Origin of the sequence: Rhizobium redzepovicii (genome assembly GCF_019793435.1) — a bacterium.
Taxonomy (GTDB): Bacteria; Pseudomonadota; Alphaproteobacteria; order Rhizobiales; family Rhizobiaceae; genus Rhizobium; species Rhizobium redzepovicii.
In genome coordinates, this window is the sequence record NZ_JAILYH010000009.1 from 234,685 (window position 1) to 259,235 (window position 24,551).

General features: G+C 61.0%; 27 protein-coding genes. 15 read left to right on the forward strand and 12 right to left on the reverse strand.

Features of this window, described 5'->3' with window-relative positions; all coding sequences use genetic code 11:
- Nucleotides 1-34: 34 nt before the first annotated feature.
- On the reverse strand, nucleotides 35-1,105 hold the full coding sequence (locus K6N12_RS16620) for a LacI family DNA-binding transcriptional regulator (RefSeq protein ID WP_097626123.1): 1,071 nt from the start codon (nucleotides 1,103-1,105) through the stop codon (nucleotides 35-37).
- A gap of 222 nt (nucleotides 1,106-1,327) precedes the next feature.
- Here K6N12_RS16620 and K6N12_RS16625 point away from each other — a divergent pair, with 222 nt between their 5' ends.
- The 7 genes from K6N12_RS16625 (at nucleotide 1,328) to ppk2 (ending at nucleotide 9,297) form a co-directional block, all read left to right on the forward strand.
- Nucleotides 1,328-2,281 carry a sugar phosphate isomerase/epimerase family protein gene (locus K6N12_RS16625; RefSeq protein WP_222148885.1) on the forward strand — a complete coding sequence of 318 codons (954 nt, stop codon included), beginning with the start codon at nucleotides 1,328-1,330 and terminating at the stop codon, nucleotides 2,279-2,281.
- Between the two features lie 60 nt (nucleotides 2,282-2,341).
- Nucleotides 2,342-3,574, forward strand: coding sequence for an ABC transporter substrate-binding protein (locus K6N12_RS16630; protein WP_222148886.1), 1,233 nt, complete (start codon nucleotides 2,342-2,344; stop codon nucleotides 3,572-3,574).
- Between the two features lie 100 nt (nucleotides 3,575-3,674).
- On the forward strand, nucleotides 3,675-4,562 hold the full coding sequence (locus tag K6N12_RS16635) for a carbohydrate ABC transporter permease (protein ID WP_222148887.1): 888 nt from the start codon (nucleotides 3,675-3,677) through the stop codon (nucleotides 4,560-4,562).
- Entirely contained in the window at nucleotides 4,562-5,446 is an 885-nt protein-coding gene (locus K6N12_RS16640; protein WP_222148888.1) for a carbohydrate ABC transporter permease, read from the forward strand. The genes K6N12_RS16635 and K6N12_RS16640 overlap by 1 nt, the downstream gene beginning before the upstream one ends.
- 7 nt (nucleotides 5,447-5,453) lie before the next feature.
- Nucleotides 5,454-6,536 carry an ABC transporter ATP-binding protein gene (locus K6N12_RS16645; RefSeq protein ID WP_097626118.1) on the forward strand — a complete coding sequence of 361 codons (1,083 nt, stop codon included), beginning with the start codon at nucleotides 5,454-5,456 and terminating at the stop codon, nucleotides 6,534-6,536.
- 84 nt (nucleotides 6,537-6,620) lie between these two features.
- Nucleotides 6,621-8,273, forward strand: coding sequence for a GMC oxidoreductase (locus K6N12_RS16650; protein WP_222148889.1), 1,653 nt, complete (start codon nucleotides 6,621-6,623; stop codon nucleotides 8,271-8,273).
- A 109-nt stretch (nucleotides 8,274-8,382) separates the two neighbouring features.
- Nucleotides 8,383-9,297, forward strand: coding sequence for a polyphosphate kinase 2 (ppk2, locus tag K6N12_RS16655; protein WP_097626116.1), 915 nt, complete (start codon nucleotides 8,383-8,385; stop codon nucleotides 9,295-9,297).
- Between the two features lie 121 nt (nucleotides 9,298-9,418).
- Here the strand turns inward: ppk2 and K6N12_RS16660 are convergent, their stop codons facing one another.
- Nucleotides 9,419-10,294: an aldo/keto reductase family oxidoreductase gene (locus K6N12_RS16660; protein ID WP_183779962.1), complete on the reverse strand. Its 876-nt coding sequence runs from the start codon at nucleotides 10,292-10,294 to the stop codon at nucleotides 9,419-9,421.
- Nucleotides 10,295-10,390: 96 nt separating this feature from the next.
- Between K6N12_RS16660 and K6N12_RS16665 the strand changes: the two genes are divergently transcribed.
- Nucleotides 10,391-11,302, forward strand: a complete 912-nt coding sequence (locus K6N12_RS16665; protein WP_097626114.1) for a LysR family transcriptional regulator — start codon at nucleotides 10,391-10,393, stop codon at nucleotides 11,300-11,302.
- Nucleotides 11,303-11,317: 15 nt separating this feature from the next.
- On the opposite strand, the gene K6N12_RS16670 is transcribed toward K6N12_RS16665, so the two are convergent.
- The 4 genes from K6N12_RS16670 to K6N12_RS16685 all read right to left on the reverse strand — a co-directional run bounded on the left by K6N12_RS16670 (nucleotide 11,318) and on the right by K6N12_RS16685 (nucleotide 12,573).
- Complete coding sequence (locus tag K6N12_RS16670) at nucleotides 11,318-11,797, reverse strand: pyridoxamine 5'-phosphate oxidase family protein (protein WP_222148890.1); 480 nt, start codon at nucleotides 11,795-11,797, stop codon at nucleotides 11,318-11,320.
- 95 nt (nucleotides 11,798-11,892) lie between these two features.
- On the reverse strand, nucleotides 11,893-12,087 hold the full coding sequence (locus K6N12_RS16675; RefSeq protein ID WP_097626113.1) for a hypothetical protein: 195 nt from the start codon (nucleotides 12,085-12,087) through the stop codon (nucleotides 11,893-11,895).
- 73 nt (nucleotides 12,088-12,160) lie between these two features.
- On the reverse strand, nucleotides 12,161-12,394 hold the full coding sequence (gene rpsU, locus K6N12_RS16680; protein WP_131711145.1) for a 30S ribosomal protein S21: 234 nt from the start codon (nucleotides 12,392-12,394) through the stop codon (nucleotides 12,161-12,163).
- A 26-nt stretch (nucleotides 12,395-12,420) separates the two neighbouring features.
- Nucleotides 12,421-12,573, reverse strand: a complete 153-nt coding sequence (locus K6N12_RS16685) for a hypothetical protein (protein WP_179867126.1) — start codon at nucleotides 12,571-12,573, stop codon at nucleotides 12,421-12,423.
- A gap of 448 nt (nucleotides 12,574-13,021) precedes the next feature.
- Between K6N12_RS16685 and rapA2 the strand changes: the two genes are divergently transcribed.
- The 5 genes from rapA2 (at nucleotide 13,022) to K6N12_RS16710 (ending at nucleotide 17,785) form a co-directional block, all read left to right on the forward strand.
- A complete protein-coding gene (gene rapA2 / locus K6N12_RS16690; RefSeq protein ID WP_097626111.1) occupies nucleotides 13,022-13,729 on the forward strand; it encodes a calcium-binding lectin RapA2 in 708 nt (235 codons plus the stop codon).
- A gap of 168 nt (nucleotides 13,730-13,897) precedes the next feature.
- A complete protein-coding gene (locus K6N12_RS16695; RefSeq protein ID WP_003572146.1) occupies nucleotides 13,898-14,086 on the forward strand; it encodes a hypothetical protein in 189 nt (62 codons plus the stop codon).
- Nucleotides 14,087-14,529: 443 nt separating this feature from the next.
- A complete protein-coding gene (locus K6N12_RS16700; protein WP_222148891.1) occupies nucleotides 14,530-16,074 on the forward strand; it encodes a DUF4153 domain-containing protein in 1,545 nt (514 codons plus the stop codon).
- Nucleotides 16,074-16,778: a response regulator gene (locus K6N12_RS16705; RefSeq protein ID WP_131711081.1), complete on the forward strand. Its 705-nt coding sequence runs from the start codon at nucleotides 16,074-16,076 to the stop codon at nucleotides 16,776-16,778. Before K6N12_RS16700 ends, K6N12_RS16705 begins: the two co-directional genes overlap by 1 nt.
- Nucleotides 16,778-17,785, forward strand: coding sequence for a sensor histidine kinase (locus K6N12_RS16710; RefSeq protein WP_222148892.1), 1,008 nt, complete (start codon nucleotides 16,778-16,780; stop codon nucleotides 17,783-17,785). Before K6N12_RS16705 ends, K6N12_RS16710 begins: the two co-directional genes overlap by 1 nt.
- Nucleotides 17,786-17,875: 90 nt before the next feature.
- Here the strand turns inward: K6N12_RS16710 and K6N12_RS16715 are convergent, their stop codons facing one another.
- The gene (locus tag K6N12_RS16715; RefSeq protein ID WP_097626106.1) at nucleotides 17,876-18,475 is read right to left on the reverse strand and encodes a TetR/AcrR family transcriptional regulator; all 600 of its coding nucleotides are present in this window, start codon (nucleotides 18,473-18,475) and stop codon (nucleotides 17,876-17,878) included.
- A gap of 118 nt (nucleotides 18,476-18,593) precedes the next feature.
- On the opposite strand from K6N12_RS16715, the gene K6N12_RS16720 reads away from it, so the two are divergent.
- Nucleotides 18,594-19,022, forward strand: a complete 429-nt coding sequence (locus K6N12_RS16720) for a tautomerase family protein (RefSeq protein WP_222148893.1) — start codon at nucleotides 18,594-18,596, stop codon at nucleotides 19,020-19,022.
- A gap of 77 nt (nucleotides 19,023-19,099) precedes the next feature.
- Nucleotides 19,100-19,495: a VOC family protein gene (locus K6N12_RS16725; RefSeq protein ID WP_222148894.1), complete on the forward strand. Its 396-nt coding sequence runs from the start codon at nucleotides 19,100-19,102 to the stop codon at nucleotides 19,493-19,495.
- Between the two features lie 42 nt (nucleotides 19,496-19,537).
- On the opposite strand, the gene K6N12_RS16730 is transcribed toward K6N12_RS16725, so the two are convergent.
- The 5 genes from K6N12_RS16730 to K6N12_RS16750 all read right to left on the reverse strand — a co-directional run bounded on the left by K6N12_RS16730 (nucleotide 19,538) and on the right by K6N12_RS16750 (nucleotide 24,307).
- Nucleotides 19,538-20,302 carry an SDR family NAD(P)-dependent oxidoreductase gene (locus K6N12_RS16730; protein WP_222148895.1) on the reverse strand — a complete coding sequence of 255 codons (765 nt, stop codon included), beginning with the start codon at nucleotides 20,300-20,302 and terminating at the stop codon, nucleotides 19,538-19,540.
- Between the two features lie 40 nt (nucleotides 20,303-20,342).
- Entirely contained in the window at nucleotides 20,343-21,071 is a 729-nt protein-coding gene (locus K6N12_RS16735; protein ID WP_097626102.1) for an SDR family oxidoreductase, read from the reverse strand.
- Nucleotides 21,072-21,096: 25 nt separating this feature from the next.
- Nucleotides 21,097-22,356, reverse strand: coding sequence for a sugar ABC transporter permease (locus K6N12_RS16740; RefSeq protein WP_222148896.1), 1,260 nt, complete (start codon nucleotides 22,354-22,356; stop codon nucleotides 21,097-21,099).
- Nucleotides 22,353-23,174, reverse strand: coding sequence for an ATP-binding cassette domain-containing protein (locus K6N12_RS16745; protein ID WP_222148897.1), 822 nt, complete (start codon nucleotides 23,172-23,174; stop codon nucleotides 22,353-22,355). Before K6N12_RS16745 ends, K6N12_RS16740 begins: the two co-directional genes overlap by 4 nt.
- Before the next feature lie 68 nt (nucleotides 23,175-23,242).
- Nucleotides 23,243-24,307, reverse strand: a complete 1,065-nt coding sequence (locus K6N12_RS16750) for an ABC transporter substrate-binding protein (protein WP_222148909.1) — start codon at nucleotides 24,305-24,307, stop codon at nucleotides 23,243-23,245.
- Between the last annotated feature and the right edge of the window lie 244 nt (nucleotides 24,308-24,551).

Below are 24,551 nucleotides of genomic sequence, written 5' to 3' on the forward strand. Positions count from 1 at the left end.
GCGGCGTCAGAGATACACAGCCGGTGTTGCCGCGTCAGCTCTTCGGAGGAGCGATGCTTTCCCGCAGGATAAGCTTGCTGCGGATGATGGTGCGCACCGAGACCGGGTTTTGCTTTTGGCCAATGGCGTCGAGCAGGAGTTCCACCGCGGCGCGGCCCATCTCTTCCACCGGCTGCTCGATCGTCGAGAGCGGCGGCGCGGAGAATTCGCAGACCGGGGAGCCGTCGAAGGAGACGACGGATAGATCGTCGGGAATGCTCAAACCTGCGCGCTTGATGCGGCTGACGAATGAAATGGCCATGTCGTCGCTGGTGGCGATGACCGCCGTCGGTTTTTCAGCCAACTCCGCGAAATCGTCTGCCGCCTGCACGCCGATATCGAAACCGTGCTGATAATCGAGGCGACCACCCGAGCGATGCACGGACTCCTTCGGTAAGCCGGCTGCCTCAAGCGCCTCGAGCACACCGCCATAGCGCTCGACGTCGTGATAATTGCCTTCAGGTCCTGCAAGATAGAAAAACCGCCGATGGCCCAGCCGGATCAGTTCGGCCGTGACATCGCGCACAGCTTCGCGGTCATTGGTCACGACGCTCTGCAGGCCCGCATCGCTCATGTCGAGCAGCATCGACACGATCGGCAGGCCGGAATTTGCCAGCGAGCGCCCGTCGACCTCGGGAAGCTTCGACGACAGAATGATGGCGCCGCGGACGCTGCCGCCGAAGGCGAGATCGAGAATGTGCCGCTCGGAAATCTCATCACGATCGAGGTTGGCGATCATCAGATTGTAGCCACCTTGGATCAGCGATTTGTTGATGCTCTGCAGGACCTGCGGAATGATCTGTGAGACGCCGTAATAAAGCGATCCGGGCAGAATGATCATGATGATGTTGGATTTGCCGACCCTGAGGCCGCGCGCCATCGCATTCGGCGTATAGCCGAGTTGCTTGGCCGCGGCGTTGATCTTGGCGCGAGTCTTTTCGTTGACCCGCCCCGGGTTGGCGAGCGCACGGCTGACCGTCGATATCGCAACGCCGGCGAGCCGCGCGACATCGGCCATCAATGCGCCCGATTGATCCTCGCTGACCACATCCTTGTTTTTATTCACGTTTATTTCTTTCTCTCGGATGCTTCGATTTGCAACTTTAAGACAGGCTATGGTCGATAGCAAACGTTTGCCAAAAATCGCTTGCCAAAAAGATCAGCTTGGCTATCATCTTCAAATGGCAAACGATTGCCATTTCTTAATGCGTTGAAAACCCATGACTTATTGGATGCGGGACTGCTGTTCCGCACGCCGATGGGTCGTGCCTCGAGAAATGGACAAATTATGGCGACTGGCGACAGGCTGCACTACGGCGTCGATCTCGTGACGTTCTTTCATCCCGGCTTCTGGGGCGTCGATAGCGATGATGCGATCGTCGCCTATGCGCGCGCCGAACCGCGCCCCTTCTGGAACAAGATCTTCGACAGCGTCCAGGCCTCCGGCGTCACCGGGGTCGAACTCACTTTTTCTCCCTTCAACTGGCAGGATGCGATCAAGACCTATGGTTCGGTCGACGCTTTCGCGGCCGAGCTGGAAAAACGCGGCTTGACGCTCTGCAGCGGCTTCTTCGCGGAATTGGAGGCGGCGGGTGATTTTGCCGACCCCGCGGCTCAGCGCGCGCTGATCGACAAGGCGGAACGCTATGCCGACTTCCTGAAAGCCTGCGGCAGCGACATCATGGTGATCGGCGCGCCCTTACGCCAGACGCTCGGTGCCCAACCGGTACAGTTTCATGATTTCGACCGCGCCAAGGTGATTGCCGATTTTCTGAACCGGCTCGGAGCGATCCTCTACGCCAGGGGCGTGCGGCTGGCGCTGCATACGGAGGCACATTCGATCTTTGCTGCCGCGCGTGATGTCGACCTGATGATGCTTCTGACCGACCCGGCCTATGTGCATATGTGCCCGGACACGGCCCATATCATCGTTGCCGGCTCCGATCCCGTTCAACTCGTCGATCGCCATCACGAGCGGATGATCATCGCCCATTGGAAGGATGCGATCGGCCCCATGCCCGCCGACACGCCGATCGACAAGCATATCCACGATCGCCACCGTCCCTATTTCTGCGGCTTCGGCCTCGGTCGGGTCGACTGGCCGGCCTGGATCCGGCTGCTGCGCGATCGGGCCTATGAAGGCTGGGCGATCCTCGAACTCGATGCCGCGCCGGATCCGGTCCGCGACATCGCCAATGGGCTGACGCTCGTCCGGCAGGCGCTCCTGCCGATCTATCGCTGACAAGACAATCCTGAAGACAACGAACGCCCCGCAAAGAGGGCATTTTCAAGAGGTGGAACAATGAAGACAATGATGAAGCTTTTTCTTGCCGGCGTGGCATTCGCCGGTCTCTTCGCTTCGGCGCATGCTGAGGACAAGCCAACAATCGAGATCATGTCGTCCTGGACGTCGGGCGGCGAAGCGGCAGCCCTCAACGTCATCAAGACCGAATTCGAAAAGCACGGCGGCGTCTGGAAGGATTCCTCGATCGCCGGCTTCGGCGCCGCCGATGCCGCCTTCCAGAACCGTATCGTCGCCGGTGACGCGCCGGGAGCCAAACAGGGCGTCATCGGTCTTGCGGCGGCGGATTTCGTTAGCCAGGGACTGTTCAATCCGATCGACGACGTCGCCGCTGCCGGCAAATGGGCCGACGTCCTGCCGAAATCGATCCATGATCTCATCTCTTATGACGGCAAGGTCTATCTCTCGCCGACCGGCGCCCATGGCGAAAGCTGGGTCTTTTATTCCAAGGAAGCCTTCACCAAGGCTGGCATCGCCGAGGAGCCCAAGAGCTGGGACGAATTCTTCGCCGACTTCGACAAGCTGAAGGCTGCCGGCATCGTTCCCGTTGCCTGGGGCGGGCAGCCCTGGCAGCAGACCAAGGTCTTCAACATGATCCTGCTCTCGCAGGTCGGGATCGACGGCTTCCTGAAGATCTATGTCGATAAGGACAAGAGCCAGGCCTCCATTGACGGCGTCAAGAAGACCCTCGAAATTCTCGGCAAGCTGCGCGGCTATGTCGATGCCGGGGCTGCCGGCCGCAACTGGAACGACGCAACAGCCATGCTGATCACCGCCAAGGCCGGCGTCCAGTTCATGGGCGACTGGGCAAAGGGCGAATTCACCGTTGCCGGCAAGGAACCGGGCAAAGATTACGGCTGCATGATCGTGCCGGAGTCCAAGGGCATGGTGTATATCGCCGATTCCCTCTGGTTCCCGAAGACCGGCAATGCCGCGACCGACAAGGCGCAGAAACTTCTCGCCGAAGTCGTCATGGATCCCGCCGTCCAGGTCCAGTTCGCTTTGAAGAAGGGCTCGGTTCCAATGCGCACCGATGTCGACAAGTCGAAGCTTGATGTCTGCGCCCAGAAGGGTGTCGAGCTCATGGCTTCCGGCGCGATCGTCCCGGATCAGGCAATCCTGCTGACACCTCAGCAGGTCGGCGCGCTCGACGATTTCGTCGACGAATACTGGAGCGGTGGCTCGAACGATGCGGCCTCTGCGGCTCAGAATTTCTTCGCCGTCTTCGAGTAGAATAGTGCCTGCGGCGTCGGCCTGATCCCGGCGCCGCGGCAGCCGCCGCCGCTGCCTCGCGCGGTGGCGTGTGCCCCGCTTTCCGTCAACGAGCTGGCCGATGCCCATCAAACGCAAGCCCAATCTTTCCGCCACCATCGCCCTGTTGCCGACTTGGTGCGCCGCGGTCGCGGTCTTCATTGGCACCATGGTCTGGTCGATCCGCCTGTCCTTCACCAACTCGACGCTTTTTCCGTCCTCGACCTACGTCGGATTTGCCCAGTATTCGAAGCTGTTCTCTTCCGCCAAGTGGCTCGCATCGCTGCAAAACGTGTTGATCTTCGGCGTGCTCTACGTCGCAGGCTGCCTGTTGCTCGGCTTTCTGCTGGCCGCGGCGCTGGATCGAAAGATCCGCTTTGAGAGCGCCTTCAGAACCATATTTCTTTATCCCTATGCCATGTCCTTCGTGGTGACCGGGTTGATCTGGCAATGGATGCTCAATCCGACGCTCGGCATCCAGGCGAGCGTGCGGTCGCTCGGCTGGGAAAGCTTCGTCTTCGACTGGGTGGTCAACCGCGACATGGCGATCTATGCGCTCGTGCTTGCCGGCGTATGGCAGGGTGCGGGGCTGGTGATGGTCATCGCGCTTGCCGGCATGCGCGGCATCGAGGCCGAGCAATGGAAGGCGGCGCGCATCGACGGCATTCCCGTCTGGCGCATCTACATCTCGATCATCCTGCCGCAGCTCGGGCCGGCGCTGGCCGCGGCCGGCATGCTGCTCGCCATGGGCGTGATCAAGACCTACGACATCGTCGTCGCCATGACGAATGGCGGTCCCGGCAATGCGACTGAGGTGCCGGCAAAATTCATTATGGACAATCTGTTCGGGCGCCAGAATCTCGGCCTCGCCACAGCCGGCGCAACAGTACTTGTCCTCGGCGTCATCATCGCCGTCGCTCCCTTCCGCTACGCGATGCATATTCGCGCCAGAGCAAAGGGAGCCGCGTGATGACCGGTCCTCATCCGAACGGCCCGAAACCGGCGCGCCTGACGGCCGGGCGGATCGGCCTCTATGCCTTCCTGGTCGTTGCCGCGCTTTTCTTCCTGCTGCCGCTCTATACCATGGTCGTCACCTCGCTGAAATCGATGGACGAAATCCGGCTCGGTCAGATCTTTGCCCTGCCGGCGACGCTCGATTTCTCCGCCTGGGTGACCGCCTGGTCGGGCGCCTGCATGGGAACCGTCTGTGTCGGCATTCGTAGCGGCTTCTGGAATTCGGTGGCGATCACCCTACCCGCGGTGGCGCTCTCGGTCTTCATCGGCGCCGTCAACGGCTATGCGCTGTCGCTCTGGCGGCCGCGCGGGGCAAACCTGCTCTTCGGTCTGCTGATGGCCGGCGGTCTCATCCCCTATCAGATCTTCCTCTACCCGATGGTCCGGGTGATGGCGAATATCGATCTCTACAATTCGCTCGCCGGCATCATTCTCGTGCATGTCATCTTCGGCCTGCCGCTGGTGACGCTGCTCTTCCGCAATTATTTCGTCAGCATGCCGGAAGAGCTCTGCAAGGCGGCACGCGTCGACGGCGCCGGCTTCTGGCGGATCTTTTTCGAGATCATGCTGCCGATCGCCGTGCCGATGGTGGTTGTTGTCTCCATGCTGCAGTTCACCGGCATCTGGAACGACTTCCTGCTCGGTCTGGTTTTTGCCGGGCGCGACAACCTGCCGATGACGGTGCAGCTCAACAATATCGTCAACACCACGATGGGCGAGCGGACCTACAACGTGAACATGGCGGCGACGATCCTCACCGCCATCGTTCCGCTCGCCATCTATTTCCTATCCGGCCGCTGGTTCGTGCGCGGCATCGCCGCCGGCGCAGTCAAGGGGTAACGTTTCCATGCAATCTGCCGTTTCCGTCAAGGACCTGAAGATCGCCTATGGCGACCATACGGTGATCGAGAAGCTGTCGATCGATATCGCCCCGCAGGAATTCCTGGTGCTGCTCGGCCCTTCCGGCTGTGGCAAGTCAACGCTTCTGAGCGCAATTGCCGGCCTCCAGGATATTACATCAGGCGAGGTGTGGATCTCAGGCAAGAACGTCAGCTGGGAAGAACCGAAGGACCGCGGCATCGGCATGGTCTTTCAGTCCTATGCGCTTTACCCGCGCATGTCGGTCCGCAAGAACCTTTCCTTCGGCCTTCGTGTCGCCGGTCTGCCGAAAGCCGAGATCGAAGCCCGTGTCGCCCGAACGGCTGCCCTCCTCCATCTCGAAGCGCTGCTCGACAGGCGCCCAGCGGAGCTTTCCGGCGGCCAGCGCCAGCGTGTCGCCATCGGCCGGGCGCTGGTGCGGGAAGTCGATGTCTTCCTCTTCGACGAACCGCTGTCGAACCTCGACGCCAAGCTGCGCAACGAATTGCGCGTCGAGATCAAGAAGCTGCATCAGCGCCTCGGCAACACCATGATCTACGTGACCCATGACCAGGTGGAGGCGCTGACGCTTGCCGACCGCATCGCCATCATGCGCGACGGTCTGATCCAACAGCTCGCTTCGCCGGCCGAGATCTATCGCCGTCCGGCCAATCTCTTCGTCGCCGGCTTCATCGGCGCGCCGGCGATGAATTTCGTCGAAGGCCGGATCGAGCGCAGCGGCGCCTCGCCGCTCTTCCGGAGTAAAGGGCTCGCCGTCGAGCTCTCCGGCTATGCCTTTAGCGCGGGGGCGGCGGAAGGACCGGCAACACTCGGCTTTCGCCCCGAACACCTCGTGCTCGACGGGGCGACAAGCCGCCTGCCCACCATTCCCGGCCGCGTTTCCGTCGTCGAGCCGATGGGGTCGGATGCGGTCGTCTGGTTCGACTGGGCCGATCAAAGCCTCTCGCTGAGACTCATGGGCGACGTGGATCTGCAGCCGGGCGACGCCGTGGCTCCCGGGCTCGATATCGCCAAGGCGTCGCTCTTCGGCGCCGATGGATCGCGGCTCTGATGCGCCGCGCCTTTGTTTTCTCGCAATTGCCGGCGCGCTGCGCGCCGATTTGAGCAATTGCTCCAGGACAGGATTTGGAAAGACATGTCTGAGATCGTCTATGATGCGCTGGTGATCGGCTCCGGCGCGGCGGGTTCTTTCGCGGTCAAAGAACTGACGGCGCAAGGACTATCCGTGCTCCTTCTGGAGGCAGGTCCTGCCGTCGGGCCTCAAGATTTCGACCCTGCACGCAAGAAGGCGCCCGCCAGCAGCATCAATATCTGGGAGCGCGCCCGCGCCACGATCAAGGGCCAACCGATCCAGGCGCGGGCGGCTTTTTTTACCGAGCGCTTCAGCCATTTCTTCGTCAACGACCACAAGAATCCCTATACGACGCCGAAGGGCGAGCCTTTCCTGTGGATCCGCGGCCGCCAGGGCGGCGGGCGTCTTCACAGTTTCGGCCGCGTGCTGCTGCGCTGGACCGACGACGATTTCAAGATCCGGTCGCGCTCTGGAAAGGGCGTGGACTGGCCGGTCTCCTATGACGAGCTCACGCCTTTTTACGACGAGGTGGAAACCTATCTCGGGCTTTACGGCAACAAGGATGATGTGCCGAGCCTGCCGGATGGCATCTATGCCAAACCGGCAGGCCTGACCCCCGCCGAGCAGATCTTCAAGCAGGCAGTCGAAAGCCGCTGGCCAGAGAGGCACGTCGTCTCCTGGCGCTACATCGCGCCGGACGCCGAACGCATGCCGCGGCCGCTCAGGGACGCCAAGGCCACCGGCCGGCTGGCGGTCCGCTACGACGCCGTCGTTCGCCGCATCACCACCGACGAGAAAACCGGCCGCGCTACCGGCGCGGAATTCATCGATCGCAACACGGGTCATGTTTCGACTGCCCGTGCCGCAACGGTGGTTCTTTCCGCATCGCCGATCGAGAGCGTGCGGCTGCTGCTCAATTCGGTTTCGGCAAGACATCCTGACGGGCTCGGAAACAGCTCAGGCGTCCTCGGCCGCTATTTCATGGACCAGCTTCCCTGCCTCGCCTTCGGCTCCTTTTCGAAGGCGAAGGGCTGGGCGCAGGATGAATCCGCTCCGGCCGACCCGTTCTACAATCCATCGGGCGGGATCTTCATCCCCCGCTTCGGCGAGGGTGATGCCGCCCGCGGCGATTTCGACTACCAGGGCAGCGTCGGCCGGGCGCCGGTTTCGGGAGATGCCGATGCGCGACTCGCCTTCTTCGGCTTCGGCCGAATGCTGCCCTATGCCGACAATCGCATCACCCTCGATGGCGGGCGCAAGGACGCCTGGAACATTCCCGTGCCGCATATCCGCTGCGTCATGCAGTCGGAGGAGCAGGCGCTGCTTCGCATGCAGGAGGAGACGCTGATCGCCATGGTGGGCGAGGTCGGCGGAGAACTCGAATTCATCGGCTCGCCCACCGGCCTCAAGGAGATGGGCAAGGGCGCTTTCCCCGACGCCGATGCTTTCAGCCGCTTCATGTTTCGCACATGGTTTCGCAAGACCATGTGCATGGGTGCGGCAATCCACGAAACCGGCGGTGCCCGCATGGGCGAAAGCCCGGACGTGTCGGTGCTCAACCCTTTCAACCAGGTCTGGGATGCCCCGAACCTCATCGTCACCGACGCCAGCGCCTTTCCCGGCAGCGGCATCGCCGGCACGACGCTCACCGTCATGGCCCTGACGATCCGCGCCTGCCGAAACCTGGTCGACCGGTACCGGGCGGAACAGCTTTAAGGCGTGCTTGGAACGAGAGGCGGGGGTAACCGTTTCAGCTCGATCAGTGGTCGTCATATAACCTTCGCACTGACATGCTCCTGTCAACAAAAGCAGGAAGGGAAAAACCATGTCGCAATCACATCAGGACCAGCTCAGCCGGATAAAGGCCGAAATCGCCGACAGCTTCGATGAGGAGCTGGAAATGCAGATGGAGGAGGACCGGCTGGACGATCTGGTCGCCGAGGGAATGTCGGAACCGGCCGAGCAGACGCTCGAGCGAAAGATCTATTTCCGCGAACTCTTCCGGCTGCAGCACGAACTGGTGCGGCTGCAGGATTGGGTGCAGCACAAGAAGCTGAAGGTCGTCGTGCTTTTCGAGGGCCGGGATTCGGCCGGCAAGGGCGGCGCGATCAAGCGCGTCACCCAGAGGCTCAATCCGCGCGTCTGCCGCACCGTCGCGCTGCCCGCCCCGACCGAGCGGGAGCGCCATCAATGGTATTTCCAGCGTTACGTCCCGCATCTCCCAACCGCTGGCGAGATCGTGCTCTTCGACCGCAGCTGGTACAATCGCGCCGGCGTCGAGCGCGTCATGGGGTTCTGCACCCCGGAAGAACTCGAGGAGTTCTTCCGCTCGGTGCCTGAATTCGAACGGATGCTGGTCCGCTCCGGCATCGTGCTGATCAAATACTGGTTTTCGATCACCGATGAGGAGCAGGAATTCCGCTTCAAGATGCGCATCCACGATCCGCTGAAGCAGTGGAAACTTTCACCGATGGATATGGAAAGCCGTGTCCACTGGGAGGAATATACCAAGGCCAAGGAAGAAATGCTGGCGCGCACCCACAGCAAGGATGCACCCTGGTGGGTGGTGCAGGCGGTGGACAAAAAACGGGCGCGATTGAACTGCATCGCCCATCTGCTCGAGCAGATCCCTTACGAGGATGTTCCGAAACCGGATATCGAGCTGCCGGATCGTATCCGCCACGCCGACTATAACAGGGCGCCGGTTCCGCCTGAAATGCACGTGCCGGAGCGATATTGAGGCATAACTCTACCGGCCTTCACGGTCGCAGATGACGAGCGGACTCCAGCTTCGCCGAAGTTTCGGCTATCGCTATCCCACGTGTGAGCATGGTGCAGCGATAGTGCGCGGCCTTAGAAGATCAGGCGGCGATGTTTCCGATTTGGTTGAGTTCGTCGATAGTCTCATCCGGCAGAACGAGCGCGGCAGCGGCGAGGTTTTCCCTCAGATGGCCAACGGACGAGGTGCCGGGGATCAGCAGGATGTGCGGCGCGCGGCGTAGCAGCCAGGCGAGTGCCACCTGCATGGGCGTGGCATCAAGGCGTGCGGCGACATCGGACAGGGTGGACGACTGCAGCGGGGTGAAGCCGCCGAGCGGGAAGAAGGGCACATAAGCGGTGCCATCGCGGGCGAGTTCGTCGATCAGGCGATCGTCGGCCCGGTGCGCAAGATTGTACTGGTTCTGCACGCAGACAATCTCGGTGATCCCGCGCCCTTCGGCGATCTGCTTCGATGTGGCGTTGCTTAAGCCCACGTGACGGACCAAGCCCTGCCGCTGGAGATCGGCAAGCACCGTCAGGGGTGCTTCTATCGAGCCTTCCGCGGGGCCATGAACGTCGAACATGATTCTGAGGTTGACGACGTCAAGCACCTCAAGCCCTAAATTACGAAGATTGTCGTGGACCGCCGCCGTCAGTTCTTCCGGTGAAAAGGCAGGGTTCCATGATCCATCCGTGCCGCGTCGTGCGCCGAGCTTGGTGACGATGACAAGGTCGTCACGATAAGGATGGAGCGCTTCACGGATGATCTGGTTGGTGACGTGCGGACCATAAAAATCGCTGGTGTCGATGTGGTCTACGCCGCTCTCAACCGCCTCGCGCAACACGGCCAAGGCCGCGCCATGATCCCTGGGCGGGCCAAAGACGCCTGGCCCGGCAAGCTGCATGGCTCCGTAGCCGAGGCGCTTCACGTTGCGGTCGCCGAGTTTGAAGGTTCCGGATTGATCGATGATGGACATGACCTCACTCCTTTCAAGAGATGACGCCAAGATAGGCGTTGTCGGCGTGCTTGATAATTCGCTACAATCCGCACAGGCTGTGCGGAGTGGCGAACAGTGAAAGTCGATTTGGGCGATCTCAATGCCTTCGTTGCGGTGGCGCGGGCCGGTGGTTTTCGCGAGGGCGCGCGTGTAAGCGGCGGCAGTGCTTCCTTCCTCAGCGAGGCGGTGCGTCGGCTGGAGGCCGAGCTCGGCGTCAGGCTCTTCAACCGCACGACACGCAGCGTCGTTCCGACCGAAGCGGGTAGAGGCTTGCTGGAGCGGCTCGGCCCTGCGCTGACCGAGGTGGAGTCTGCGCTCGACGTGGTCAACGGATTTCGCGACCGGCCGGCCGGCTCGCTGCGGCTCAATGTACCGGTCAGCGCGGCGCGGCTGGTGCTGCCCGCCATCGTTCCGCCGTTCCTCGAAGCCTATCCCGACATTCGCCTTGAGGTGATCACCGAGGAGAGTTTCGTCGATGTGCTCGCTGCCGGGTGCGATGCCGGCATCCGCTACGACGAACGGCTGGAGCAGGATATGATCGCCGTGCCGATCGGGCCGCGTGTCCAGCGCTTCGCCACCGCAGCTTCGCCTGTCTATCTCGATCGCCATGGCCGGCCGCAGCATCCGAGCGAACTGCTCGGCCATGCCTGCCTGCTGGGCCGTTTTGCCAGCGGCGCGCTGACGACGCCATGGGAGTTCGAGCGAGACGGTGAGGTGGTGCGGGTCGAACCGTCAGGACCGTTGATCGTCAGGGTCGGCGGGGCGACCGATCTGACCGTCGACGCAGCGATCTCGGGCACCGGAATCATTTGCGTATTCGAGGACTGGCTGCGCCCCCACCTCGACACCGGCGCCCTCGAGCCCATCCTGGAACCCTGGTGGCAGCGCTTTTCCGGGCCGTTTCTCTATTACCCCGGACGGCGACTGGTGCCGGCGCCGCTCAGGGCATTTATCGATTTCGTCAAGGCCTCGAACAGGCAGGCTTGAACAGCGCTGGATCCGTCAAAGCTGGACCTCGGCATTGTCGCCCATATCGGGCTTGCTGTTCGAGACCGCTGCGGCGGCCATCTTGATATAGCTGATGATCGTGCCTGGACTGTCCCAGTATTCGGCCGAAGACGGGGTCATCTTGAGGATGCGGATGGAAGGATCGTCGGGATTGTCCCACCACGCCTTGGCCGGCGTCGCCCATAATTCCCTGATCTTTTCGCGGTCGTTCTGCACCTCGGCCGTGCCCGACAGAGAAACGTATTTCTGCCCCTTGGTATCGGCAAAGGCGAGGCACACATTTGGCCAGCGGGCGATCTCATCGTCCTTGTGGCTGGCCACATCGGTCAGAAAATAGACCGCGTTCTCGAGCTGCGCGCTATAGGCGGACATCGGGCGGGCACGCAGATCGTCACCGTTGCGGGTCGTCAGCATGCAAAACCCTATTCTGTCGATCAGTTCCCATACCCGCGTCGCATTGTTATGCTCGGCCATCGTCATCTCCATTTGGCAAGAGGAGACGAAGTAACCATTTGCCGTGGCCAATGTTCCGCAAACTCGACCACTGCCACCGTCCCTGCGCTTGTTTCTCAATGCACGCTTGGGGTTTCCATGACCATTGCGAAGTCTTCAGCGACCAGTTCGCTGACGGCGATGAGAATTTCCTCGCGGGAAAAGCCTGAGATCAACGCGCGTTGGATGAGATCCTGCAGATCCGGCTCCACGACATCGCGGCAATCCTCGAGGCGTTCTTCTGAAACGGTGAGGCTATTCAATTCGTCCATTGTCTGTCCTTTCCAGGGAATGCAACCGTCGAAGCTCGGCAAGCCGGTCGTACGCTCTTTGACTGGAATTGCTCTAACGGGCGGCCGTCCGCTTCGGCTTGGCGATCAGGCCTTCGCGCTGCAGCTGCTTGCGTGCCGCCTTACGCTGCCGGCTGATCGCCTGCGCCTTTTCCCTGACGCGCCGTTCGGAAGGTTTCTCATAGGCGCGCCGTTCCTTCATTTCGCGGAACAGGCCTTCGCGCTGCATTTTCTTTTTCAAGACCCTGAGGGCCTGATCGACATTGTTGTCTCTGACAACTACCTGCATTTCGAATTCTCCGATGTAAGGGACGCTTAACCGAGCTGCTCGGCGATGAGCGCCTGCAATTCACGGCGGGTGAGAAGGCATGGAAATGGCTTCCAAGTCTTGGCAGCGCGGCGAACGGTCTCGTCACCCTCACGCGAGTTCACCGCCGCAATCGCGGTGGCTGTATTGGTATTGATCAAAAAGAAATCCTTTACCGGCCATTGCCGGCTTCATCGATTGTTTTGGATTTGACCACCGCGCTGCCTCAAGGGCGTGCGCCGATTCAGCCGATGTACAAGCGTCCCGTTCCTAAGCCTGCGACGGCTTCGAGTTCCACTTTGGCCCTAAAATAGTTGGCGTGGCGTGCAATTGCAACAGCTGAGCCGGATCGTTCGGTTTCAGGGCCCGGAATCACCCTTAGATATATTCATTGCGGATGTTCAAGTTTGCCGGGTATAGATTCGCTCGAATTTTCTTCAATTTGGCGTGAAAACGAAATTATTCGCCCAGAAATTAAGCAACGCCTGTATCGGTGATGACATTAACCTTTCATTAAATAACCTATTGACTTGCAGTATTAATAGGTTGTTAAAGGGGCCGCTTGCTGAGGTCAAAACTGACCCGCCATAATAATTTAAGGAGAGAGCGATGGCTTCGCCGATACACGCAACCGATGATAGTGCAACATTTCTAGAAACTGACGTAATTTCCGGTAATCTGCTTTCCAACGATTCATCCGATAACGGCCACCTGTTCCTGCGCGCCTTCGACGGCGAGACCGTTGGCGCCAAGAGCGGCAACAGCCAGATCACCGAGATCCATGGCGACTACGGCACGTTCTTCGTCAAGCCGGACGGTAGCTACACCTATGTCCTGAGCGATGCTGCCAAGATCGGCTTCGCCAACGGCGAATCGTACCAGGAAAAGGTTTCCTACAAGATCTCCGACGGCAGCGGTCATACCGACGTCGGCCTGTTCACTTTGAACATTCAGGGCGTAACCCAGGTCAAGCCGATCGCGGTTGATGATGTCTACAACTTCACCGAAGGCCATGCCATTGGTGGCAACGTTCTGGATAACGACATTGCCGGCGACAACGGCAAGATGTTCCTCCGCCAGTTCCTGACCACCAAGGTAGACGGCACTGCCGACGCTGTAACCGACGTTGCCGGGACCTACGGCACGTTCCATGTCAAGTCGGACGGCACGTTCACCTACGACCTGAACACAGATCTGAATGACGGTCAAACCTACACGGAAGTTCTCCGTTACTACAAGATCTCCGACGGCGAAGGCCACACGGACACTGCCAAGGTGACGCTCAACATCACCGGCACCGACGCTCATATCGCCTGATCAGTTGCGATAGTCTGTGAGACGTGACGCCCGCCGTGCAATCGGCGGGCGTTTTCGTATATTTGTGTGTCTTGACGGCACCTGACTTATTCCGCCGAAAATAATTCTTTTTAGCTAGTTCTTATATAAGCTAGGGAAGCGTAGTCTCGAAGTTCGGAGGACACGCCCTTGACCGAACACATCGAACCCAAGCAAATTGAGACCGATGATCTGACGAAAGTCTGGTCGGTAACCGAGTACTGCGCTCGCCATCGGATAGATGCCGAGGAACAGGCGCTGTTGCTCAAACTTTTCGGGCCATTCGCGACAGCCTGCGAACTGCTTCACAATGCCAAGCGCGCACCACGATTCAGATGAGCCTTGTATATTTCCTTTGATCTTCTGGCACATACCAACTCGTCGGCGAACGAGGCTGCCAGACGTCGCGTGACTGGGTGACACCCGGCCACCCTGACTGTTAAAAAAGCGCGGCGCCATTCCACGCGAATGGGCAGCGCCTGCCGCGAGAAGCGTGAATGACAAGCCGTCTTCGGGCGGCCGTGAGCCCTTCCGTATCTTCACGTCCCCGAAGATTCCTGAATTGCTCCTCACCCTCTGCACAAAATCTGCAATCCGGCGCGGCATGTTTCCGCCATGAGCACGAACGACATCCAGCCCGGCGACCCATCCCCAGCTTTGCCGGAACGCCTGCGCAATGACGGGTGGTGGCTTGCACAGGAGCCTCAAGACTCGCCTGCCGCGGCGAGGTTGGGAAGCAGGCTCATCGTGATCGAAACGCAGCATCCGCAAGAGGAACAGCAATGGATACAGCCAATACTTTGACAGAACCGATGCCAATCAGACGCGGCAGCGGCCGAACTGTCGCGCTGCTTGCGCTGGTGGGATTTGCGGATTTTCTGATTTTTGGCCACCAACTCGGGATAAACCTTTTCCTTTTCGCGCTCGCCGTCTTCGCGGGCATTCTGCTTTCGGCCAGGAGGAGACCTCGGCTTTCGATGGCGGCGTTCCTGCTCAGCTTTTCGATTCTGGCGTCGGCGCCCCTAGTGGAATCGCCTTCGCTGACTGGTGTTGCCCTTTGCCTCGGCGCGCTAATGTCGGTTGCGCTCATCAGCGCCAGGCTCCTCCCCCGCCGCCTGCCCGCCCTGCCCCTCGTATTCTTCCGTTTCGCCCTCGTCATTCCCCTGCGGCTTGCCGAAGATATCAGGAAGTCTCTTGCGACACCGGGAAAACGTTTCTCCTTCACCATGGTCCGACAGGGCGTCGGCCTCTGGCTCATGCCGCTCATCCTCGCGGCGGTCTTCGTATCCCTCTTTGCAACTGCGAACCCGCTTATTGAAATCGCGCTGCGCAGTATTGATTTTGCCGTTCTGCTGCAGTTTCTCGATCTTTGGCGGATCGGCTTCTGGATGATAACAGCCGTTGTCGTCTGGGCGATGTTGCGGCCGCGCCTGAAGCGTCGCGCCAAGAGGCCGCCGGCCGGCCGGCCGTTCATGATCGTGCCCACCAGGAGTGCGCCGTTCGGTCATGCTTCGCTGCTGCGGTCGCTCATCCTGTTCAACGCGATCTTTGCCGTGCAGACGCTTCTCGATCTCGTCTATCTCTGGGGCGGCGCAGATCTGCCCGAGCACATGAGCCATGCCGAATATGCCCATCGCGGCGCCTATCCGCTGATTGCCACAGCACTTCTTGCCGCAGCTTTCGTCCTCGTCGCCATGCGGCGCGGCGGGCCCGGTGATCATAGCGCGCTGATCCGCGGCCTCGTTCATGCCTGGATCGGCCAAAATGTCCTGCTCTGCCTCTCCTCGATGCTGCGGCTTGGACTTTATGTCGAGGTCTATTCGCTGACAGAACTGCGTGTCGCCGCCGGTCTCTGGATGGGTATCGTCGCCATCGGCCTTGTCTTAATCCTGCTGCGCATTCTGCTCAACCGATCCAATGAGTGGCTGGTCGCTGCGAATCTTGCCTCCCTGCTTTTGGTTCTCTACATCAGTTCCTTCGTCGATTTTTCGGCTTTCATCGCCCGTTTCAATGTCGCCCACAGCCAGGAGATCAGCCAGGAAGGTCCGCCGCTCGACCTCTCTTATCTCTCCTCGCTCGGTCCCTCCGTCATTCCGGCGCTCGATCTCTATCTCCAGAAGCTGCCGCGCCATCTGATCGACCAAAGAAGCAAAGCGGTGACAGCTCGCTTTTACCTCGTCAGGGATTTTGAGATGCAGCCGCGCGACTGGCGGAGCTGGACCTTTCGGTCTGCACGGCTGGAGACCTATCTTCTATCTCCTGCAGCCATTGCAAGAGAGAACGAGAACGATGACAACAAGCAGGACAAACCAACACAGGACCGCTGATGGCGCCCCGCATTCTTGTCGTCGATGACGAACCTCACATCCGCGATGTGATCTGTTTCGCTCTTGAGCGTGCCGGTCTGATATCGACGGCCGTTCGCAACGGCACCGAGGCGATCGCGGCTTTCCGCCGCGGCAGCATCGATCTGATCATTCTCGATATCGGCATGCCGGATATGGATGGTCTTGAGGTCTGCCGCCAGATCCGTAAGACATCGGGATTGCCGATCCTGTTTCTTTCCGCGCGCGACGAGGAGATCGACAGGGTGCTGGGTTTGGAAATCGGCGGGGATGATTATGTCACCAAGCCGTTCAGCCCGCGCGAACTCGTTGCCAGGGTCAAGGCGATCTTGAAGCGCAGCGGCAGCGAAGCGGAGCCTGAGAGGCGCCGCGCCATCTTTGTCGCCGGCGAGCTCAGCCTGGATCGCCTAGGCAGGACGGTCATGTTCGGGCACAGCGCCATTTCGATGACGGTGCTCGAATTCGCCATCCTGGACGCATTGTTGTCACGCCCCGACATGGTCTTCAGCCGCGAACGACTGATGGAGGCAGCCTATGGCGCCGGAACCTATGTCGCCGACCGCACGATCGACAGCCATATCCGCAACATCAGGGCCAAGTTCCTGGCGGCCGGCGGCCAGGGGATCATCGCGACGGTTCACGGCATCGGCTTCAAACTCGGCAGTAAAAGCGGGAGGAAGGCCTGATGCCGGCACCGAAAGTCAGGACGAAATGGCGCCCGACGCTGGCGCTGATCGTCTATGTCGTACTTCTCGCCGTCATGGCGCTGCCGATCCTGATCGTCATCTGGTTTCGCGCGGTCGAGGCGAGTTCGAACCGGATGGCGCCGGCGGAAATCGTCGCTCTCGCGGTTGTGGCCATGCTGACGCTCGCTATTGCCTATGTGCTGACGCGCACCATCACCGGCCCGATCGACGCCTTGATCGCCCGCACGGAAGAGATTGCCCGCGGCGGCAAGGGAGCAATCCGGCCGCTCGAAAGCTACGGAACGCGCGAGATCGCAGTGCTGTCGCAAAGCTTCCTCGATCTCGCCGGAAAACTGGTCGATCGCACCGAATATGTCGGCTCATTCGCCGCACATGTCTCCCACGAACTGAAATCGCCGCTGACGGCCATTCGCGGTGCAGCGGAACTTTTGCGCGACGACGATGCCGAAAGGCCGATGACGAAAGCGCAGCGTTTACACTTTCTCGATAATATCGTCGCCGATGCAGCCCGGCTCGATGCGCTGTTGCAGCGGCTGAGAGAACTTGCGCAAGCGGAAACCCCGGTAGCCGAGGGCAAAAGCAACATCTCGGATATCCTGCCCGCACTGCGCGGGCAATTCCCCGCCCTTTATATTTCCGGGAAAGGCGATACGGAGACATCAGTTGCTCTTCCACGGGAAGCGGCCGATATCGTCTTTGCCAATCTCGCCGAGAATGCCCTTCAGCAAGGCGCCACGCTGTTGGAACTGAGCGTGTCGGCGGATGCCCGGACAACCGTTATCCTAGTCCGTGATGACGGCGGCGGTGTTTCCGAGTCAAATCGCCAACGTATCTTTCAGCCGTTCTTTTCAACCCGCCGCGAACAAGGCGGCACCGGCATGGGTCTCGGCATCGTTCGCGCCATGCTGAGCGCCCATGGCGGTACGATCCGCCTGCTGCAGACGGCCGGCGCAGGCGCCGAGTTCGAAATCACCATACCCGTGTAATTCTCTTATGATTGGGAAGGGGTTCACTTCTGCCTGAAGATTGTTCCCACGTTGACCTTCTGGACCTGATGCCGCTCGGAAGCAAGCGGATCAGTTGTGCGGTTTTATTGCCGTCAACGCCGCCTGCGCGATGATATCTGCAATGCGTTCGGACAGCGCCGGGTCGGACACGGCGCGCGCAAGGGTGACACCGCCGCTCAGCGTGGCGAGAAGCAGGATCGCCTGATCTTCCCGGCTTGTTTCGGATCCGCCCTCCATCTTGTGCTCCGGCAGGCCGGCGGCAACTTCTTCGACGAGGCGTTTGATCTCCGCCGTATAGGCGCTTCGCGTTTCATCATCCGCGCGCATCACGTCGGGCGAAAGGCTCGGCAGAGCACAGCTCTCGCCCAAATCGCATGTTCTTTTATAACCGAGATAGTAGCTGACGAATGTCGGCAGCCAGTCTTTCGGCTGATTGGTCTTCAGCGCGGCGATTCCCTGCCGCAGATCTTGGAGCCCCTCCAGCACGGCCGTGCGAAAGGCTTCGGCCTTCGATTTGAAATGTCCGTAGAAGGCGCCGTTCGTCACGCCGGCGGCCTTCGTCAGCGCGTCGATTCCGGCGCCGCCATAACCGTCCTTGCGGAAGACCTGACCCGCGGCTGTGATGACGCGGGCCCGGGTTTCCAGTTTGTGTTCGGCGCTGTAACGCATGAAAACCTCATTTAGAGAGCAACCTCTCTTTATTGCTTGCTAAGAGAGTGACCGGTGTGTATGCATAAAGAGTGATCGGTATATCAGAAACGGTCACGATTCAAAGAGGAGATATCGGATGCCTATCACACTCACCGTGCCGGAGGGCCTGCTCTCGCCGGAGGCTCAGGCGCAAGCCTTTGCAGGATTGACGGACGCTTTGCTTGATGTCGCCGGTTTGACCGGCAACGCCTTCATGACCGCCAATGTCATCGGCACCATCAACGTGCTGCCGCGCGAGCACGTGCTGGCGGCGGGAAAGCCGATCGCCGCAGCATTCGTCGAACTTAAATTGCCGGAGGTCGCGCTGGCGACCGCTGAAGCGAAGCAGTCCTTTATCGAAAAAGCGGCCGATGTCGTCGAGCAGGCCGCCGAAGGCCGGCTCAAGCGAGAGCATATATGGTCGAACATCGTCTATGCTCCCGACGGAGCGTGGGGAATTGCTGGCGACAGCTATAGCAATGCCGATTTCGTCGGCGCCATCCAGCAAGCGGCCGCCGCGTCGTAACGATGGCGGCGGATGTGCGAAACCTCAAACCTGACACAGCAATGCGCCGCCATCCGGCGGCGCGACGGAGCCAACCCATGCAGCTTGCCAACTATCTGTTCTTTTCCACCGGCTGCGAGGAGGCGCTCGCCTTTTATGCCGAATGCGGGCTTGGCCGGGTCACGCAATTGAAACGTCAGGGCGCAAATGGAATGCCCGTTGCCAGCGAAGCCATGAGGGGCAAGGTGATGCATGCGCGTTTCGAAGGAACCGGCATTCTGTTCTTCGCCTCCGACAATCACGATGCCGAGCCGATGCGAGGCTCCGCCCATATGCTGATCATGGATGACCGCGACAGGACCGAGGAGCTCTTCGCCCAGTTGGCCGAAGGCGGCAGGATAACGACGCCGCTGGCGGTCCAGCCATGGGAGAGCTATTACGGCAAGCTCACCGATCGTTTTGGCGTCCAGTGGATGCTCGATTGTCTCGTGTGAGCATATGCAGCAGCGGGCGCCCTGCCGCCCCGTGTCCGCTCATCACCGCGTGGTATAGCCACCATCGATGACAAGCACTTCGCCGGTCACATAGCTTGCCGCCGCCGAGCAGAGAAACAGGGCAGCACTGGCCACCTCCTCCGGCTGCCCGACGCGTCCCATCGGGGTCATGCTGCGCCAGATCGGGAACCAATCGGGATTATCGATGCCGCCGCGCGACAGGTCGGTCTCGATATAGCCAGGCGCGATGGCGTTGACGCGGATATTCTCGGCGGCGACTTCGCTCGCCAGGCTCTTGGTCATCATATGAACCGCCGCCTTGGAGGCGTTATAGGCGACCTGGTTCTGCGGAATGTTGGAGACGATGCCCGAAATCGAGCCGATATTGAGGATGGCGCCGCCGCCCTGGCGCCGCATCGGAGCGAGTGTCGCGCGGCAGGCGCGGAAGACAGCGTCGACATTGACGGTCATGATCTCGCGCCAGATCGCATCGGCGAATTCGCCGCTGTCGCCATGAATGGCGATGCCGGCATTATTGACGAGGATGTCGAGCCGGCCCGCCCGTGACAGCGTCTCCGTGACGAGCGCGTCGGCAGCATCGTCTTTCGTCAGGTCGGCGACGATGAAATCGCAATCGACACCGGCCTTGGCGAGCCGATCTACCGCCGCCGCATTGCAGGCCCTTCCCGTGATGACAACTTTGGCGCCGGCCTCGCCGAGGGCCTCGGCGATCGCAAGCCCGATGCCGCGCGTGCCGCCGGTTACCAGCGCCACCTGCCCGTCCAGGCGAAATCTATCGAAGATCATGGTGGTCCCTTTCTGGTTTTGGGAAAGCGACGAGCGTTCATCAGATGTCGGTACTCTGCGGCAGGATGACGAGATCGCGGATTGTGACGTTGCGCGGGCGCGTCAGCATGAAGAGCACCGCTTCGGCCACTTCCTTCGGCTCCATCAAGCCGCCGGCGGCAAGTGCCTCATCCAGCTTCTCCTGCGGCCAATCGCTCAAAAGAGCGGTGACCACGGGGCCTGGCGCGACCGCCCCGACGCGCAGGCCATACTTCGCCACCTGCCGCCGCAGCGTATGGACGAAGGCCTGCACCGCATGTTTGGAGGCTGTGTAGATCGGCTCCCATACCACGGGAACCAGACCGGCGACGGAGCTCGTCAGGATGATATCCCCGGTCTTGCGCTCGACCATATGCGGCAAGACGGCATGCACCGAACGGAATGCGGCGTTGATGTTCAGATTGAGCATCCGGTCCCAGGCGTCGGGATCGCCGCCAAGCACCTCGCCGCCGATATAGGAGCCGGCATTGGCGTGGAAAATATCCAGTTGGCCCGCCTTCGCCAGGATCTCAGGCATCATCCGCGCCACGCCTTCCGGGTCGGTGAGATCGATGACCAACGGAATTGCATTGGCGCCAAGCGTCGAGCAGATTTCCTTTAAGGCCTCCTCATTGCGATCGACCAGCACGACCCGAGCGCCGGCGGCAAGCAAAGCCTTGGCGCATTCCAAGCCGATGCCCGATGCCGCTCCGGTGACGGCCGCGACTTTTCCAGACAGATCCTGTCCCATTTTCTTCCTCTGTTTTCTTAAGTGGTTAAGCGCGGCCGTGCGAAATTCGCGATCGGCGGGCTAGCGAGTCGACGATGACGGCGACGGCGAGGACGGCGCCGGTGATCATGTATCGAAGCGACGACGACAGATCGAGGAGCGTCAGTCCGCTGGCGATCGACTGGATGACGATGATGCCGAGAAGCGCCGAATAGGCGCTGCCCCGTCCGCCGAACAGGCTGGTGCCGCCGATGACCGCTGCGGCAATGGCGTTGAGATTGACGTCGCCGGTACCGGCCTGCTGGCTTGCGGTCGCCAGTCGCGCTGCCGAAAGCACGCCGCCGGTCGCCGCAAGCAGGGCGCAGGTGACGAAGGCGCTCGCATAAATGCGCGACACATTGATGCCCGAGCGGCGGGCGGCCTCTCTGTTGCCGCCGACGGCTTGCATGGAGCGTCCCCATTTGGTGCGCGTCAGCGCATAGTTCATGGCGGCGACGAGCCCAACGAAGAGGCCGAACATCCAGGGAATGCCGCGCGACTGGTTGAGGTAGAAGGCAACCGCTTCCAGGGCGACGGTGATGATGACGGCACGCAGAAGCAATCCGCCCGTCGATTTCGCCGACAGTCCGGCTGCCCGCCGGCGCGCCGATGTGCGGTAGCCGGCGAAGAAGAAGGCAATGCCGGCAAGCGCCACCAGCAGATAGGCGACCGGATCCGGCATGACCATGATCTGGCCGAAATTCACCAGCCAGGAGCCATAGGGGAGATTGATCGAACCGGTCGCTCCCAGAATATAGAGCTGCAGGCCGAGAACCGCGAGCAGGCCTGACAGGGTGGAGACGAAGCTCGGCATGCCGAAGCGGTTGAACAGGAAGGCGTAGAGCGAGCCGATCAGGGCGCCGACGATCATCGCGATGAGGACCGCGAGCACCACCGGCCAGCCCTGGTTGACCCAGAAGACGCCGACCAGCGCCGAGGCGAAGCCGCTGACCGAGCCGACCGAAAGATCGATCTCGCCGACCATCAAGATGCAGACGATGCCGAGCGAGATGACGCCGACCGTCGAGCAGTCGAACAGCATGTTGACGAGATTGGCGCTGGAGAGAAACACCGGATTGAGCGCCTGGAATACCGTCCAGATGATCGCCAGGCCGACAATGACCGGCAGCGAGCCGAGGTCGCCGGAACGGATGCGATCCCAAAAGGCGCGGATCGAGCCGGCAAGACTATCGTCATGGCGCACTCTTTCGTCGCGCCGGTCGAGAAGTGCGGGTGCCGCCGGTTCATTCTGCAAGGTCTTCATCATGCCCTGCCCTCCTCGTTCTCTCGGCTTTGCGCCTTGCGGCGCGTGGCGCGGCGGGAGACGGAATTGTTGGATGCGCCGGTGATCGCGCTGACGAGCTCTTCATTGGAAGCATCGGGCATGAAGGTGCCGTTGTTGCGTCCGAGCCGAAGGACAACGATGCGGTCGGCGACCGCGCGCACATCCTCCATGTTGTGGCTGATCATGATGACGGCGAGGCCGCGTTCACGCACGCGCTCGATCAGGTCCAGCACTTCGGCGGTCTGGGCGACACCAAGTGCTGCCGTGGGTTCGTCGAGCATGATCAGTTTCGGCTCGAGCAGCAGAGACCGCGCAATTGCCACCGTCTGGCGCTGTCCGCCGGAGAGCGAGGCGACGGGCTCGCGCACGCTGGGGATTCGGGCCGAAAGCTCGTTCAGAAGCTTCCAGGCGCGGATCTCCATGGCAACCTCGTCGAGCTGGAAGGGGTTGAGCTCCTTGCCGAGAAAGATATTGGCGACGACGTCGAGATTTTCGCACAGCGCCAAATCCTGGAAGACGGTGGCAATGCCGAGGTCGAGGGCAGCACTCGGGCTCGACAGATTTGCCTGCTTTCCCTCGAACAGGATCGTGCCCGAGCTCGGCTGATGCACGCCGGCCAGGATCTTGACCAGTGTCGATTTGCCGGCGCCATTGTCGCCGACGAGCGCCACGACCTCGCCGGCATACACGTCGAGTTCGATATCGGTGAGCGCCGACACGGCCCCGAAGTGTTTCGATATTCCGCGCAGGCTGAGAACAGGCTGGCGGGAGCCGTCAGGAATATGAGAGGTTTCAGACATCGCCTGGCCTTCCAAAATGAAAATCGGAAGCGCGGCCGGCGTCCGGCCGCGCTTCCCCTTTGGTGCGATTACTTGGTGATGCCGAGCTTCTTGCAGCCGTCGGCATAGCGGCCGGTGCAGAGTTCCTCTTCGGTGTTGATCTTCTTGTCGATGATCTCGGCCTTGAGGTTTTCAGCGGTGACGACGGCAGGGACGAAGAGCTGCGCCGGCGTGTCGTAAAGCGTCATTTCGGCCTTGATCGTTTCTCCTGCCAAAAGCTTGACGGCGACGTCTGCCGCAGCCGCGGCGACGATTTCGCTCGGCTTGGAGATCGTGTTGTACTGATCCCCCGATATGATCAGCTGCAGCGCGGCGATCGTCGCGTCATTGCCGGTCACCGGCGGCACGGGATCGACGCCGGCTGCCTTGAAGGCGGCGATGGCGCCGCCGCCGGTGCCGTCATTGGCGGCGACGACGCCGACGATCTGCTTACCGAAGCGGGTGATCTGGCCGGCCGCCCATTGCTGCGCGTTCGCCGGCTGCCAGTTCGGCGTGTCGAATTCGGCAAGCGTCTTGTAGCCGCCGCTGGCAAGACCCTCGTGAATGCCGTCCTTGATCAGCCCGGCGGCCGCATCGGTGGGTGAACCATTGATCTGCAGGATGCCGCCGCCATCGGTCGGCACATTCTTCGCCTTCAGATGCTGGACGAGCGATTCCGCGATTGCCTTGCCGATCGCCTTGTTGTCGAAGGAGACGTAGAAATCGGCCTTGCCCTTCGGGATCGGGCGGTCATAGGCGATGACCTTGACGCCCTGGCTTTGGGCGAGCTGAACGAGAGAGGCGGCCGCTGCCGAATCCACCGGGTCGAGCACGATGACCTTGGCGCCCTGCGTGATGGCCGAGTTGAACTGCTGCTGCTGCTTGGCGATATCGGCATCGGCATTCTGATAGAGAACCTTGCAGGATGCGCAGAGCTTCTTCATTTCCGCGACGAATCCCGGATGGTCATGCTCTTCGTATCGGGTCGAGCCCTGGTCGGGCATGAGGAATGCGACCGTTGCATCCGCAACTGCGTTTTGCGCAAAGGCGGACGTCCCGCCAAGCAGGGAAAGGGCAAGTGCCGCGGCGCCTGCCGCTTTTGTCGAGAATTTCATCATTTCCGTCTCCTCCCATTGGAAAAATTGTGTAGCTTCGTTCGTTGCAGTGTCTGTAGCTGCCGTTCGGTTGAACGACCCACCACGCTTGTCCCGGCGGTTTGCTGTTTTCTGAGGGCAAGCGTCTCCTCTCGCGAACCGCGCGTTGCGCGCTCGCGTTCAAATCAGCATCGGTTTTGGTTCCTCCTCCTCGTCCTCCCTATCGCCGTCTTCGGCGGACCGTTGCTTTCTACTCCCTGGAACC